Origin of the sequence: Photorhabdus aegyptia, from assembly GCF_000612035.1 — a bacterium.
Lineage (GTDB): Bacteria > Pseudomonadota > Gammaproteobacteria > Enterobacterales > Enterobacteriaceae > Photorhabdus > Photorhabdus akhurstii.
Genome location: NZ_JFGV01000100.1, coordinates 1 through 13,206 on the forward strand (window position 1 = coordinate 1; position 13,206 = coordinate 13,206).

A 13,206-nucleotide genomic window follows, 5' to 3' on the forward strand; every position below is an offset into this window, starting at 1 on the left:
GCGATTACCGTCAACCCCACCGATGTCATCAATACAAAAAACCTGTGTAAGATCACACTATTTTTAAATCAGAAATACGGTGCGGAATGACAGATGATTTACTTATTTTATGTTTTTTATAGTTTTCAATAGAAAATACCGATAATTAAAGTCTTTCTTTATTTAACCACACAATAGAATATTGAAATTATAAGAGTGATATGCTTTGCATTGTGATTATTCTGTTTGCTCGCGTTGATAACGAGCTAACAGCAAACGCAAACTTTCTTGACAAAAAGATATTAACTGAGAAAAATTACCACGAAAGAAATACCAAACCAGACTCACATATATATCCAAGATGTCATCTGGCGTGTTCAATCCTTCTGTTATTGCAATACAAATAGGTCATCTTCCATCACAAATGGTTTGTAACATCTATGAGACATGAATGAAAATAGTGATGTTCAAATTCGTTACTAAAATAAAAAATTAGCCCAAATACCCACTCATGCCCCACACAGGAAATACAAAAGGTTGATAACGATAGACATCAATAAATTAACATACCTACACCTGCATATTCATAATCTCCTGATAAGAAGCCACCAGCTTATTTCTTACCTGGACGCCCATTTGCAAAGCGATACTGGATTTCTGCATCTCCACCATCACATCATTCAATTCAACACCGGGTACACCCAGGGTAAAATCCTGAGTTTGCTTTGTGGCATTCAAACGTGTTTGATTGATTTTACCCACCGCCGCCATCAGTTGACTGGCAAATCCGCTCTGCAACGGTATTGGTTTTGCGATACTGGCTGCCTGTAATGCCTGAGCTTGCATTTGTTGCAGCACGCCTTCAATTGCCTGAATTGACATAAAAACCTCGTGTTAAACCACCCTATACCCTACGCAATTCAATGCCATATTAACCCAAGGTAATATACGGCATATTTTTAGACTGCCACCCTAACATAGCCCTCTCGATCTAAAGCGGGTAATTAAAGTAAAAAGTCAGGGCTTATTGTGCCATTAAAAGATGAGTGAACAGCGAATAATGACAAAACTGAAAATAGGAAGAATTTTTTCGCTTGCGTATGGGGAGTCTGTTTTGTTACGCCACGCTTTTAGTATTCATGTTGAACAGCAAGGCAAGGATCGTCTATGAGTGCCGCAACAACCGACGTTGAAAATCAAACTAAAGGTTTCAGTGCTATCATTAACCAGATAAAAGCTGATCCTAAAGTGCCATTATTAGTTGCCGGCAGCGCAGCCGTTGCGATTGTCATTGCCCTTTTCCTGTGGTTACGCAGCCCCGATTATCGGGTGCTTTACAGTAATCTGAGCGATAAAGATGGTGGCGATATTGTCACCCAATTAACCCAATTAAATATCCCTTACCGTTTTGCCGAGAATGGCGCTGCGATCATGATCCCTGCCGAACAGGTGCATGAGACACGGCTAAGATTGGCACAACAAGGGTTGCCTAAGGGTGGAGCTGCTGGATTCGAACTACTCGATAAAGAAAAGTTTGGCATCAGCCAATTTAGTGAGCAAGTTAACTACCAAAGGGCATTGGAAGGTGAACTGTCACGCACCATTGAATCGTTGGGGCCGGTGCAAAATGCCCGTGTTCACCTGGCACTCCCCAAACCCTCGCTGTTTGTCCGTGAACAGAAATCGCCCTCAGCTTCCGTTACTGTCGGATTACTGCAAGGCCGTACTCTGGATGAAGGCCAGATAAACGCCATCGTCCATATGGTTTCCAGCAGTGTCGCTGGCTTACCACCGGGCAATGTCACCATCGTTGATCAGACCGGACGTCTATTGACCCAAGCCGATGCAACCGGGCGCGATCTCAATACCAGTCAACTGAAATACATTCAGGAAGTGGAAAATCGTTTCCAGCATCGTATCGAAGCGATTCTAACCCCGGTTGTCGGTCGTGGTAACGTTCACGCACAAGTGACGGCACAGGTGGATTTTTCACGCCGTGAAGAGACGGCGGAAGAATATAAGCCTAATCAACCCCCTAATCAGGCTGCGGTTCGCTCAAAACAGTTGAGTGAAAGCGAGCAGAGCGGCGGCCCTCAGGTTGGCGGTATTCCCGGTGCGCTTTCCAATCAACCTAGCCCGCCGCCGAGTGCGCCGATTGATAAACCGAATGCCAAAGAGAACAATAAAAGCGACAAGAGCGATAAGAAAACATCATCCGCCGGTAACAGTAATGAGCGCATGGTGAACAATAATCGCAATAACCGCCGTGACGAAACCACAAACTATGAAGTGGACCGGACTATTCGTCATGTGCAACAGCAAGCCGGCGGTGTTGAACGCTTATCCGTCGCCGTTGTCGTCAATTATGTCACGGTAGAAGGCAAAAATGGCCCGGAAACTCAGGCGCTAACCCCTGAGCAATTGGCAAAAATAGAAGCGCTGACCAGAGAAGCGATGGGCTTTTCTAAAGAGCGTGGCGACAGTTTGAATGTGGTTAACACGCCATTTACTGAAAGCAAAGAAAATATCGAGGTTATTCCTGTCTGGCAGAACCCGGTTCTGTTGGAAAAAGCCTTCGATTTTGGCCGCTACCTGCTATTGATTCTGGTGGCATGGCTGCTGTGGCGCAAAATGGTGGTTCCTCAACTTGCCAAAAAACGCGCCGCAGAAAAAGCCGCCCTCGAAGCACAAAAAGTTCAGAAGAGACAAGTGACTGAATCTAGTGCGGAAATGGATGAAAAAACGCGCCAGAAACTGACACGTCAACGAGTCAGTGCTGAAATTCAAAGCCAACGCATTCGCGAGCTGGCAGAAAAAGATCCTCGCGTAGTGGCGCTGGTGATCCGTCAATGGATGAGTAACGAACAATGAGCCTGAACGGAACAGAAAAAAGCGCCGTCATGTTAATGACCCTGGGAGAAGATCAGGCGGCCGAGGTGTTTAAACACCTGAACTCCAGGGAAGTCCAGCAACTCAGTATCACAATGGCAGGCATGCGCCAAATCTCTAACCAGCAACTGGTGGATGTACTGGCAGAGTTTGAAGAAGATGCCGGCCAGTATGCGGCCCTGAGTATCAACGCCAGTGACTATTTGCGTTCAGTGTTAATTAAAGCGCTAGGTGAAGAACGCGCTTCCAGTCTGCTTGAGGATATTCTCGAATCCCGTGAAACCACCACTGGTATTGAGACTCTCAACTTTATGGAGCCTCAAATGGCAGCCGATATGATCCGTGAAGAGCATCCACAGATTATCGCCACCATTCTGGTTCATTTAAATCGCGGACAGGCAGCCGATATCCTGGCGCTGTTTGATGACAAATTACGCAACGACATCATGCTACGTATTGCCACTTTCGGTGGCGTACAACCGGCGGCACTGGCTGAACTGACAGAAGTACTCAATAACCTGTTGGACGGCCAGAATCTCAAGCGCAGCAAAATGGGCGGTATTCGTACTGCGGCTGAAATTATCAACCTGATGAAAAGTCAGCAAGAAGAGAATGTTATCGAAGCCATGCGTGCCTACGATAATGAGCTGGCACAAAAAATCATCGATGAAATGTTCCTGTTCGAAAATCTTATCGATGTGGATGACCGCAGTATCCAGCGTCTGTTGCAGGAAATCACCACGGATTCCCTGCTCATTGCGCTGAAAGGCTGCAACCAGCAACTGCGTGATCATTTCCTCAACAATATGTCTCAACGTGCCGCAGAGATTATGCGCGATGACCTGGCAAACCGTGGTCCGGTGCGGATGTCGCAAGTGGAGAGCGAACAGAAAGCGATTCTGCTTATTGTTCGTCGTCTGGCAGAAAGCGGCGAGATTATCCTGAATGGTGGCGACGATAGCTATGTCTGATAAGTTAAACCATGCTGACTGGCAACCCTGGAAACCAAACGAACTCACACAGTGGGAAAAACTACGGGCCAAACCAGAGCCCGTTGATGACTCGCAAGAAGAGTCAGAGTGTAATGAAATCCTTGAACAGGCGGCAATGCTGGATAACCTGAAAGAGCAGGCCCGACAAGCAGGCCATGAACAGGGATTTAGCGAAGGTCAAGCACAAGGTTATGAAAAAGGCTATCAGGTCGGCTTAGAAGCCGGTTTGGAACAGGGACGAAAAGAGGCTATCCAGCAACAGCAACCTATCACCGAGCAGTGGCAAAATCTGCTAGCGGATTTCCAACATTCACTGGAAGGACTGGACACGATCATTGCCTCCCGCTTGATGCAACTAGCACTGACCGCCGCAAAGCAGATCTTAGGTCAGCCCGCGATCTGTGATGGCACTGCCCTGCTCAATCAGATCCGTGAATTTATTCAACAGGAACCGATGTTGAGCGGTAAACCCCAATTGCGGGTTCACCCACAAGATATGCCAATGGTTGAACAACAGCTAGGCAATACGCTATCACTACACGATTGGCGCTTACTGGCAGATAACAAGCTACATCCTGGCGGTTGTAAAATCAGCGCAGAGGAAGGCGATTTAGATGCCAGTCTGGCAACCCGCTGGCATGAATTATGCCGACTGGCCGCGCCGGGGGAATTGTAATGACAGCAAGACTCGGGCGCTGGCTGGCGACACTGGATGCTTTTGAGAAGAAATTAGCGAAAACCTCGCCGGTTCGTCGTTATGGACGTCTGACCAGAGCGACTGGGCTGGTTATGGAAGCGACAGGTTTACATCTGCCTCTGGGGGCAACCTGTCTGATCGAACGACAAAATGGCAGCAATATTGAAGAAGTTGAAAGTGAAGTTGTCGGTTTTAATGGCGAAAAACTTCTTCTCATGCCACTGGAAGATCTGGAAGGCATTGTACCCGGCGCTCGGGTATACGCCCGCCCGTACAGTGAAGATTGCGGCAGTGGGCGCCAGTTACCCCTTGGCCCGGAACTGTTAGGACGAGTTTTGGATGGCGCCGGTCGTCCACTGGATGGGTTTCCTTCGCCAGATACCGGCTATCGCGCCCCACTCACCACACCGCCAATCAATCCTCTGCAACGTACGCCAATCAGTGATGTGTTGGATGTCGGCGTGCGGGCGATTAATGCCCTGCTGACTGTAGGCCGCGGGCAACGTATGGGGTTGTTTGCCGGTTCCGGGGTAGGTAAAAGTGTCCTGCTTGGCATGATGGCGCGTTATACACAAGCTGATGTGATTGTCGTTGGCTTGATCGGTGAACGTGGCCGAGAAGTTAAAGACTTTATTGAAAACATCCTTGGCGCCGCTGGCTTAGCTCGCTCAGTGGTTGTCGCCGCACCCGCCGATATCTCGCCGCTGTTGCGCATGCAAGGCGCCTCCTACGCCACCCGTATCGCCGAAGATTTTCGTGATCGAGGTAAACATGTATTACTGATTATGGATTCATTGACCCGTTACAGTATGGCGCAACGTGAAATTGCCCTGGCAATCGGCGAACCTCCGGCAACCAAAGGTTATCCGCCTTCGGTTTTCGCCAAACTGCCTGCGCTTGTGGAACGTGCAGGAAATGGGGTGAATGGCGGCGGTTCGATTACCGCGTTCTACACCGTACTCACCGAAGGTGATGATCAGCAAGATCCGATAGCCGATGCTGCCCGAGCAATTCTGGATGGTCACATTGTCCTCTCCCGTTCGCTGGCAGAATCAGGGCATTACCCGGCCATTGATATTGAAGCCTCTATCAGTCGCGCGATGACCTCACTTATTGATAAGCAGCACTACCGGCGGGTACAGCAGTTCAAGCAACTACTCGCAAGCTATCAACGTAACCGTGATCTGATTAACGTCGGCGCTTACGCGGCAGGCAGTGATCCGCTATTGGATAAAGCCATTGAGCTCTATCCCTACATGGCCCAATTTCTACAGCAAGATATTGAAGAACGCAGTGAATATGAAGCTGCCTGCATTCAATTACAACAGTTGTTACCTACGTAACGTAACGATTTTCTGGGTGTTGCCATTAAAGCGAGGAATAAGATGCAGCAACAATCACCTCTCATGACCTTGCGTGACCTTGCACAAAATGCAGTGGAAAAAGCCGCCACTCACCTGGCACAAGTTCGTCAGAACCATCAGCAAATGGAGCAACAACTCGCGACATTGATGGGCTATCAGGATGAATACCGGGAGCGACTGAATGACACATTGAGTAATGGTATGCCATGCACCACTTGGCAAAATTATCAGCAATTCATGAAAACGCTGGAAAAAGCGATTGAACAGCACAAATTGCAGCTCAATCAATGGCAACAGCGGCTTGATACAGCTTTATCACAGTGGCGGGAAAAACAGCAGCGCCTCAACGCCTTCGATACTTTGCAACAACGGGCAGATAACAACCGAAGATTACATCAGAACAGAACGGAGCAGAAACAGATGGATGAGTATGCCCAACGTAGCGCACAATGGAGAAATAAATAATGAATCTCACTCTTTTGCCTGCCGACCTGAAACCGACAGAAAATCAGCCAACTCGTAGTGATTCACTCACTGATGCCGATCAGCCTTCAACTTTTGCTCAGTTTCTTAATCTGGAAACCGAACTGGCGCAAAAAGGCGGGGTCAAATCAGAAAAAGTGTCATCCAAAGAAGAAGAGATTACAGATGATACAGACAACGGTTTGTCGCCGCTATTATCTATCTCCAACGAACTATCTATTTCCAATGAACCATTTATTCCACATGAAATACCAACGGAGTCTATTACCTCCTCGCAGATTCCCCTTGATGTAAAAGCCGATGCAAACAAACAACCGGTTTCCATTGATGAGAAACTTATGTCAGCAGAAGAACTGGCGGCAAGTTTACCCATACAATTATCTGGGTTAGCCATCAAACCTGAAAACTCGAAAAGTGTCCTCCAACCTGACAGGCTCATCAAACATAATGATAAAAACCGTCAAATTAACGCTAACGAATTAGTCGCTACGGGATTATCGACTGAGGAAAACCCTCTGACAGCGATTCCAGAACAGCTAAAACAGGAAGCAGAAAAAGCGGAAATGCTTCTTAAAGCCAAACCTGAAAATGGACTGGTGCAACATTCGCCAGTAAAACCCAAGCTTGCCTCAGCAGCTATTCAACACGGTATTCAACCTGAAAGTGCAACGCAAAATCATCCACGTGAATCCGCACTGATTCAGACCACCGCTCAAGCAGAGATCCAGCACGCATCAACCGCCACTGAAAATCAGCAAATCGCCACTGTAACAACCTCTCCCCTGCTCTCCGCAGGGCACAATCAGACAGCCCAGTTTCAGTTATCCAGCGCCTCTACCCCCTTACTGAATGCCCAATTGGGTAGTGAAGAGTGGCAACAGCAATTAAACCAGCAAATTATTTTATTTAACCGCAACGGCCTGCAACAGGCAGAGTTGCGCCTGCATCCACAAGAGCTAGGCGCCTTGCAAATCCGTATGTCGGTTGAAGATAATCAAGCGCAATTACATCTGGCATCGGCTCACAGCCATGTCCGGGCGGCACTGGAAGCCGCATTACCTGGACTTCGCCACGCACTGGCAGAAAGTGGTATTCAACTGACCCAAAGCAGTGTCAGCAGTGACAACGCCAGTCCGTGGCAACAAGAACAACGCTCTGATTCACAACATTCAGACGGAACCGCAAGCCGCAATGCTGATACCGCCTCAGAAACCCATTCCGCCATTGAATCCACCGTACGTTTAACCCCTCATCAACTGGCATCGGTTCGGGGAGGTGTGGATATTTTCGCCTGATAATGAACGAATCCCCAGCAGCATCAATAACTATGTTACTGGGTGACTAAGTGGCTGAGGTAAGTGAAAGCAGCCGACAAAACAGCAACTTGAAAGATAACGGGTATAAACCAGATTCACAACAAACGAACGAGTTAGTAGTTTTTTCCCCGTTTGTTCCAGCTATTGCCTACGGAAATACGCGGGATAATGATCATCGATATTGATGGATAAGTCAGTCCACCACGGAACGCGAGGACACTTATCCGCAACAAAAACAGGAACTTGTCTGTCCATGTCTGACTATAGCTACGAGCATAAACGCAAAAATCCATTTGGGATGATACTGTTAGTACTGATTGCCGTTATCGGCGCCGCCATCGGGGGATACAGTTGGTGGGCGCTTAAGCAGGCAAAAGAGAGTGATTCTACAGCATCCAAAGCCATAGAAGTCCCTGTCTTTATGACTCTGGAGCCTTTTACCGTCAACCTGATCGACAATGAAGATCACTTTGACCGAGTGCTCTACATTGGCGTGACTTTACGTTTAGCCGATGAAAAAACTCGCCAGCGTTTCCACGAGTATCTGCCGGAAGTTCGTAGTCGTATGTTGTTACTGCTATCACGCCAGAAATCGGCCGAACTGGCTCATGACAGCGGTAAATTGCGTCTGATGGACGACATCAAGCAAACACTTCTCCCAACCTTGGTGCCCGGTGAGCCGGATCAGGTCATCACCGATGTGCTGTTTACCACGTTTATTCTGCGATAATCACCATGAGTGACAATATTCTTTCACAGGCAGAGATTGATGCTCTGCTCAATGGCGACAGCGCCAGTGACGATGCAGAAAATACCGCGTCCGGGGAAAATGAGGTTCGCCCTTATGATCCCAATACCCAACGCCGTGTTATTCGGGAACGTCTGCAAGCACTGGAAATTATTAATGAACGCTTTGCCCGTCAGTTCAGGATGGGGTTGTTTAACATGCTGCGCCGTAGTCCTGACATTACCGTCGGCGCCATAAAAATTCAGCCTTATCATGAATTCGCCCGTAACCTGGCGGTACCGACCAACCTTAATCTGGTTCATCTAAAACCGTTGAGAGGAACAGCGCTGTTTGCATTCGCACCAAGCCTGGTTTACATCGCGGTAGACAACCTGTTTGGCGGGGACGGACGTTTCCCGACCAAAGTAGAAGGCCGTGAATTCACCCACACTGAGCAACGCGTGATTAACCGGATGTTACGTATGGCGCTGGATTCCTATCGTGACGCCTGGAGCGCCATTTTCAAAATTGAAGTGGAATACATTCGCTCTGAAATGCAGGTGAAATTCACCAACATTACGACATCACCGAACGATATTGTGGTGACAACGCCGTTCCAAGTGGAAATTGGTGCATTGAGTGGTGAATTTAACATCTGTATTCCGTTTGCCATGATCGAACCCCTACGGGAACGTCTAACCAATCCACCGCTGGACAATGTGCGGCAAGAAGACAGCCTGTGGCGGGAAAGTCTGGTAAAACAGGTTCAGCATTCAGAGCTGGAACTGGTCGCTAACTTTGCTGATATCCCGCTGAGGCTGTCAAAAATCCTGCAACTTCAGCCGGGCGATATCTTACCTATTGATAAACCCGAACGCCTGATCGTTCACGTCGATGGTGTGCCGGTGCTCACCAGTCAGTACGGAACATTAAACGGGCAATATGCCCTGCGAGTCGAACATCTTATTAACCCTGTTTTAAATGCTCTGGATGAGGAACAGCCCAATGAGTGATGCTAAGCAACCCACAGATACCGCTGCAACCGGATCTGCCGAAGATATGTGGGCAGAAGCTCTGGAACAACAGGCCGCGCAACAACAAACCTCGGACAGCAGCGCGGCAATATTTGAATCTCTGGAGCCTCAGGATGCACTGGCTCACTTATCGGATATCGACCTGATTCTGGATATTCCGGTCAAATTATCCGTAGAATTAGGCCGGACAAAAATGACCATCAAACAACTACTGAGACTATCTCAAGGTTCAGTGGTCTCCCTTGATGGACTTGCCGGAGAGCCGTTGGATATTTTAATCAATGGATATCTGATTGCTCAGGGTGAAGTTGTGGTTGTATCCGACAAATACGGTATCCGTATCACCGATATTATCACCCCTTCTGAACGTATGCGTCGCCTGAGTCGTTAATATGGCTTTCCAGCCCTCTCTGCATAATGGCGCGGCACAACCTGCCGCGCAAACCCAAACGGTTACTCAAGTCGCCACATCCGCGCCGCTTCCCGCAGGTCAGACGCTGATGCAGGTCAGCAGCGCGCTGGCGGGAGTGTTGCTGTTAATCTTCACCCTCACTTGGCTAATACGCCGCATGGGGCTGTTTGCCAATAAAGGGAAAACTCAGCAACAATTGAGTATCAAAGCCAGTTGTTCTCTGGGACAGCGTGAACGTGTCGTCATTGTAGAAGTTGAAGATAACTGGCTGGTACTGGGTGTCACTGCTCAGCAAATTAATTTATTACATCAGATGCCAATACCTGAATCCAACCGTGATACCACCGAAGGACAAGTTATAAAACCGGCACTGTTTGGTCAGATTTTAAAAAACACGCTGATGCGACAAGGCAAGAATGATGAGAAAAAGTAGTTCTCTCTTTATGACAAGGGATAAGTTTGCATTGTCATGCCGCCTGGGGATGATACTCGCTGCGCTTATTTTACCGCTGGATGCTATGGCACAGTTGCCGGGCATCATCAGTCAACCGCTGGCAAACGGCGGACAAAGTTGGTCACTACCAGTTCAGACGTTAGTTTTCATCACCGCGCTGACTTTTATTCCCGCAGCCTTACTTATGATGACCAGTTTTACCCGCATCATCATCGTATTGGGTTTACTGCGGAATGCTTTAGGCACGCCATCGGCGCCGCCTAATCAGGTTTTGCTTGGACTGGCGCTATTTATGACGTTTTTCATTATGTCACCGGTTTTCGATAAAGTTTATCAAGATGCGTATCTGCCTTTCAGCGAAGATAAAATTAGTTTGGAAACCGCGTTAGAAAATGGCGCCAAGCCATTACGGCAATTTATGTTGCGTCAGACAAGGGAAAACGATTTAGCGCTGTTTGCTCGTCTTGCTGATCAACCGCCATTTGAAACTGCCGATTCTGTTCCTATGCGAGTATTAATGCCGGCATTTATCACCAGCGAATTGAAAACCGCTTTTCAGATTGGTTTTACCCTGTTTATCCCATTTTTGATTATTGACCTGGTGGTCGCCAGCGTATTAATGGCATTGGGGATGATGATGGTGCCCCCCGCCACCATCTCACTGCCCTTCAAGCTCATGTTATTTGTACTGGTTGACGGCTGGCAATTACTACTGGGTTCTCTGGCACAAAGTTTTTACGGTTGACCTGAAAAGAGGCAAACATTATGACTCCTGAATCAGTCATGGCATTGGGAACAGAAGCCATGAAAGTCGCATTGGCGCTAGCTGCGCCGTTGCTGTTAGCGGCTTTATTATGTGGTTTAATTGTGAGCTTGTTGCAAGCTGCAACACAGATTAACGAAATGACACTCTCATTTATTCCCAAAATTCTGGCGGTATTTGTCACTACCGTTATCGCCGGACCTTGGATGCTAAACCTATTTCTGGACTACATGCGTGAACTCTACAGCAGCATACCGGTGATAATTGGCTAATTATGATCTCTTTTAACAGTGAAATGCTGATCCAGTTCGTCAGTGAATTTTTCTGGCCGCTGGTTCGGGTGCTTGCGCTGTTCAGCACTGCGCCATTATTCAGTGAAAAACAGGCGCCTAAAAAAGTCAAAATCGGACTGGCAGTGATGGTAACGCTGCTCTTGATGCCAAACCTGCAACCTGCGCAAGTGCCTATTTTCTCTGTTGCGGCATTCTGGGTGACGCTCCAGCAAATCCTGATTGGGGCATCACTTGGCTTGACAATGCAAATTGCCTTTGCCGCAGTGCGTCATGCCGGTGAAGTGATTGGTTTACAAATGGGGCTCTCATTCGCTACCTTTTTTGATCCCTCCGGCGGCCCGAATATGCCTATATTGGCACGAATCTTTAACCTCTTGACCTTACTGTTATTTTTGGCCTTTGACGGTCACCTATGGCTATTATCGGTTCTGGCAGACACATTCCAGATTATTCCGGTACAACCACTGCAACTCAGCGCTCAAGGATTTTTACTACTAGCACAAAGCGCCAGTATGATATTTATCAACGGCATGATGCTGGCTCTGCCATTAATTACGCTGTTATTAACACTGAATTTATCATTGGGGATTTTAAACCGGATGACACCACAACTTTCCATCTTTGTGGTCGGTTTTCCGTTAACACTGACTACCGGTATATTGGTACTCACGCTCTTAATCCCGATGTTAGCGCCATTTACCGAGCGTATGTTTAGTGAATTATTTAATCGACTGGCAATAATCATAAATGGAATGATTATTTAAAGATATTTTTTAACACAAAGTTTACCTAGAAAAAACCATCCGTATTTTATACGATATAAATTGTACTGTTTTATGCATAAGATCTTATCGATAAGTAAAAGAAACGCGGATTTTAATTAACTAACAGCTTATTTTCAAAGATATTATTAACCCAGAAAAATAAAATAGACTAACGAGATAGGAGCAATAAATTAATGAATATAGAGCAAGAGTTATATCATGCCGCAGTTAACTTAATTGAAAAACGATACCCAAAGGGATGGGGTGGCGCTGCCGCAGTACGGACAGAATCGGGCAAAATCTTAACTAGCATTGCCCCTGATACCAAAAATGACGCATTATCCCTTTGTATGGAAGTTGGCGCTTATTTAGAAGCCCATAAACTGAATGAAGCGGTAACACACTCTTTATGTCTCTGCCGTGAAGATGCCGGTTATGAATATATCATTTTGTCACCCTGTGGAATATGTCAGGAACGTCTGGTTCATTGGGGAGGTTCCGTAAAAGCGGCTGTGTCTAATGAGAAAAACGAGCTGTTATTTAAAACCATTCGTGAATTGCAACCTTATCATTGGTCGGCCGTTAATGGCGAAAAACTCTAATATACCCGTTATCTTTCAAGCTGCCTCTTTGTTGGCTGCACTCACTCACCCCGGTCACATAGTTTATGCTCCCAGGGATTCGCTCCTTTGCCATCGCGATGCACCTTGAAATCCATAGGGTATATGTTACACAACAAAGTCAATATTGGTACCAGCGCCCATGTTTTTGTGCACGGTACCTGTTATTTTTCATACTCTTAATATGGCAATCAGAGTGTATTGATAAAATCGTATTAATTGAACAAAATTATCGATGTCCGCCCATTGATCACTTTTTATGTAAAACAGAATCCCGCTCTGGTCATTTAAGTGATATCTTTTTACGCTGAACACATGTTTCAACAGACCATTTAACCAAGTCAATCGTCGATCCTCTATCCATTCGAAGGCATGAAGCAACCGTAATTGCCTGAGAACAAGCAATTACAAAGCGGTCC

The 13,206-nt window shown here is 47.0% G+C and carries 16 protein-coding genes; 15 read left to right on the forward strand and 1 reads right to left on the reverse strand.

Translation table 11 applies throughout. The features are described 5' to 3' along the window. Positions 1-549: 549 nt before the first annotated feature. Positions 550-861, reverse strand: coding sequence for a flagellar hook-basal body complex protein FliE (gene fliE, locus BA1DRAFT_RS20575; RefSeq protein ID WP_036783271.1), 312 nt, complete (start codon positions 859-861; stop codon positions 550-552). Between the two features lie 285 nt (positions 862-1,146). Between fliE and fliF the strand changes: the two genes are divergently transcribed. From fliF to BA1DRAFT_RS20645, 15 genes are all read left to right on the forward strand, one after another. Beyond that, complete coding sequence (gene fliF / locus BA1DRAFT_RS20580; RefSeq protein ID WP_036783274.1) at positions 1,147-2,850, forward strand: flagellar basal-body MS-ring/collar protein FliF; 1,704 nt, start codon at positions 1,147-1,149, stop codon at positions 2,848-2,850. Continuing rightward, positions 2,847-3,839: a flagellar motor switch protein FliG gene (gene fliG / locus BA1DRAFT_RS20585; RefSeq protein ID WP_036783277.1), complete on the forward strand. Its 993-nt coding sequence runs from the start codon at positions 2,847-2,849 to the stop codon at positions 3,837-3,839. Before fliF ends, fliG begins: the two co-directional genes overlap by 4 nt. Beyond that, positions 3,832-4,536, forward strand: coding sequence for a flagellar assembly protein FliH (fliH, locus tag BA1DRAFT_RS20590; RefSeq protein WP_036783280.1), 705 nt, complete (start codon positions 3,832-3,834; stop codon positions 4,534-4,536). Before fliG ends, fliH begins: the two co-directional genes overlap by 8 nt. Next, on the forward strand, positions 4,536-5,900 hold the full coding sequence (fliI, locus tag BA1DRAFT_RS20595) for a flagellar protein export ATPase FliI (protein ID WP_036783283.1): 1,365 nt from the start codon (positions 4,536-4,538) through the stop codon (positions 5,898-5,900). The genes fliH and fliI overlap by 1 nt, the downstream gene beginning before the upstream one ends. A gap of 42 nt (positions 5,901-5,942) precedes the next feature. After that, positions 5,943-6,386, forward strand: a complete 444-nt coding sequence (fliJ, locus tag BA1DRAFT_RS20600) for a flagellar export protein FliJ (RefSeq protein WP_036783286.1) — start codon at positions 5,943-5,945, stop codon at positions 6,384-6,386. Then, on the forward strand, positions 6,386-7,699 hold the full coding sequence (locus BA1DRAFT_RS20605) for a flagellar hook-length control protein FliK (protein WP_036783288.1): 1,314 nt from the start codon (positions 6,386-6,388) through the stop codon (positions 7,697-7,699). Before fliJ ends, BA1DRAFT_RS20605 begins: the two co-directional genes overlap by 1 nt. Before the next feature lie 50 nt (positions 7,700-7,749). Then, a complete protein-coding gene (locus tag BA1DRAFT_RS23660; RefSeq protein WP_160170027.1) occupies positions 7,750-7,905 on the forward strand; it encodes a hypothetical protein in 156 nt (51 codons plus the stop codon). Positions 7,906-7,973: 68 nt separating this feature from the next. Further along, positions 7,974-8,450 carry a flagellar basal body-associated protein FliL gene (gene fliL, locus BA1DRAFT_RS20610; RefSeq protein WP_036783291.1) on the forward strand — a complete coding sequence of 159 codons (477 nt, stop codon included), beginning with the start codon at positions 7,974-7,976 and terminating at the stop codon, positions 8,448-8,450. Positions 8,451-8,455: 5 nt separating this feature from the next. Continuing rightward, complete coding sequence (fliM, locus tag BA1DRAFT_RS20615; protein WP_036783293.1) at positions 8,456-9,460, forward strand: flagellar motor switch protein FliM; 1,005 nt, start codon at positions 8,456-8,458, stop codon at positions 9,458-9,460. Next, the gene (fliN, locus tag BA1DRAFT_RS20620; protein WP_011146202.1) at positions 9,453-9,872 is read left to right on the forward strand and encodes a flagellar motor switch protein FliN; all 420 of its coding nucleotides are present in this window, start codon (positions 9,453-9,455) and stop codon (positions 9,870-9,872) included. Before fliM ends, fliN begins: the two co-directional genes overlap by 8 nt. Before the next feature lies 1 nt (position 9,873). Further along, complete coding sequence (gene fliO / locus BA1DRAFT_RS20625) at positions 9,874-10,326, forward strand: flagellar biosynthetic protein FliO (protein ID WP_036783296.1); 453 nt, start codon at positions 9,874-9,876, stop codon at positions 10,324-10,326. A gap of 49 nt (positions 10,327-10,375) precedes the next feature. Next, a complete protein-coding gene (gene fliP / locus BA1DRAFT_RS20630) occupies positions 10,376-11,092 on the forward strand; it encodes a flagellar type III secretion system pore protein FliP (RefSeq protein WP_152544370.1) in 717 nt (238 codons plus the stop codon). A 20-nt stretch (positions 11,093-11,112) separates the two neighbouring features. Continuing rightward, a complete protein-coding gene (fliQ, locus tag BA1DRAFT_RS20635; RefSeq protein ID WP_036783299.1) occupies positions 11,113-11,382 on the forward strand; it encodes a flagellar biosynthesis protein FliQ in 270 nt (89 codons plus the stop codon). Positions 11,383-11,384: 2 nt separating this feature from the next. Next, positions 11,385-12,167 carry a flagellar biosynthetic protein FliR gene (gene fliR / locus BA1DRAFT_RS20640; RefSeq protein WP_036783302.1) on the forward strand — a complete coding sequence of 261 codons (783 nt, stop codon included), beginning with the start codon at positions 11,385-11,387 and terminating at the stop codon, positions 12,165-12,167. A gap of 194 nt (positions 12,168-12,361) precedes the next feature. Next, a complete protein-coding gene (locus BA1DRAFT_RS20645) occupies positions 12,362-12,769 on the forward strand; it encodes a cytidine deaminase (RefSeq protein ID WP_036783305.1) in 408 nt (135 codons plus the stop codon). Positions 12,770-13,206 lie beyond the last annotated feature (437 nt).

Coding starts and splice junctions, on each gene's coding strand:
- fliH (WP_036783280.1), top strand. CDS start 3,832: ATGTCTGATAAGTTAAACCATGCTGACTGGCAACCCTGGAAACCAAAC.
- fliN (WP_011146202.1), top strand. CDS start 9,453: ATGAGTGATGCTAAGCAACCCACAGATACCGCTGCAACCGGATCTGCC.
- fliR (WP_036783302.1), top strand. CDS start 11,385: ATGATCTCTTTTAACAGTGAAATGCTGATCCAGTTCGTCAGTGAATTT.
- BA1DRAFT_RS20605 (WP_036783288.1), top strand. CDS start 6,386: ATGAATCTCACTCTTTTGCCTGCCGACCTGAAACCGACAGAAAATCAG.
- fliJ (WP_036783286.1), top strand. CDS start 5,943: ATGCAGCAACAATCACCTCTCATGACCTTGCGTGACCTTGCACAAAAT.
- fliO (WP_036783296.1), top strand. CDS start 9,874: ATGGCTTTCCAGCCCTCTCTGCATAATGGCGCGGCACAACCTGCCGCG.
- fliG (WP_036783277.1), top strand. CDS start 2,847: ATGAGCCTGAACGGAACAGAAAAAAGCGCCGTCATGTTAATGACCCTG.
- fliQ (WP_036783299.1), top strand. CDS start 11,113: ATGACTCCTGAATCAGTCATGGCATTGGGAACAGAAGCCATGAAAGTC.
- fliE (WP_036783271.1), bottom strand. CDS start 861: ATGTCAATTCAGGCAATTGAAGGCGTGCTGCAACAAATGCAAGCTCAG.
- fliP (WP_152544370.1), top strand. CDS start 10,376: ATGATACTCGCTGCGCTTATTTTACCGCTGGATGCTATGGCACAGTTG.
- BA1DRAFT_RS20645 (WP_036783305.1), top strand. CDS start 12,362: ATGAATATAGAGCAAGAGTTATATCATGCCGCAGTTAACTTAATTGAA.
- fliL (WP_036783291.1), top strand. CDS start 7,974: ATGTCTGACTATAGCTACGAGCATAAACGCAAAAATCCATTTGGGATG.
- fliI (WP_036783283.1), top strand. CDS start 4,536: ATGACAGCAAGACTCGGGCGCTGGCTGGCGACACTGGATGCTTTTGAG.
- fliM (WP_036783293.1), top strand. CDS start 8,456: ATGAGTGACAATATTCTTTCACAGGCAGAGATTGATGCTCTGCTCAAT.
- fliF (WP_036783274.1), top strand. CDS start 1,147: ATGAGTGCCGCAACAACCGACGTTGAAAATCAAACTAAAGGTTTCAGT.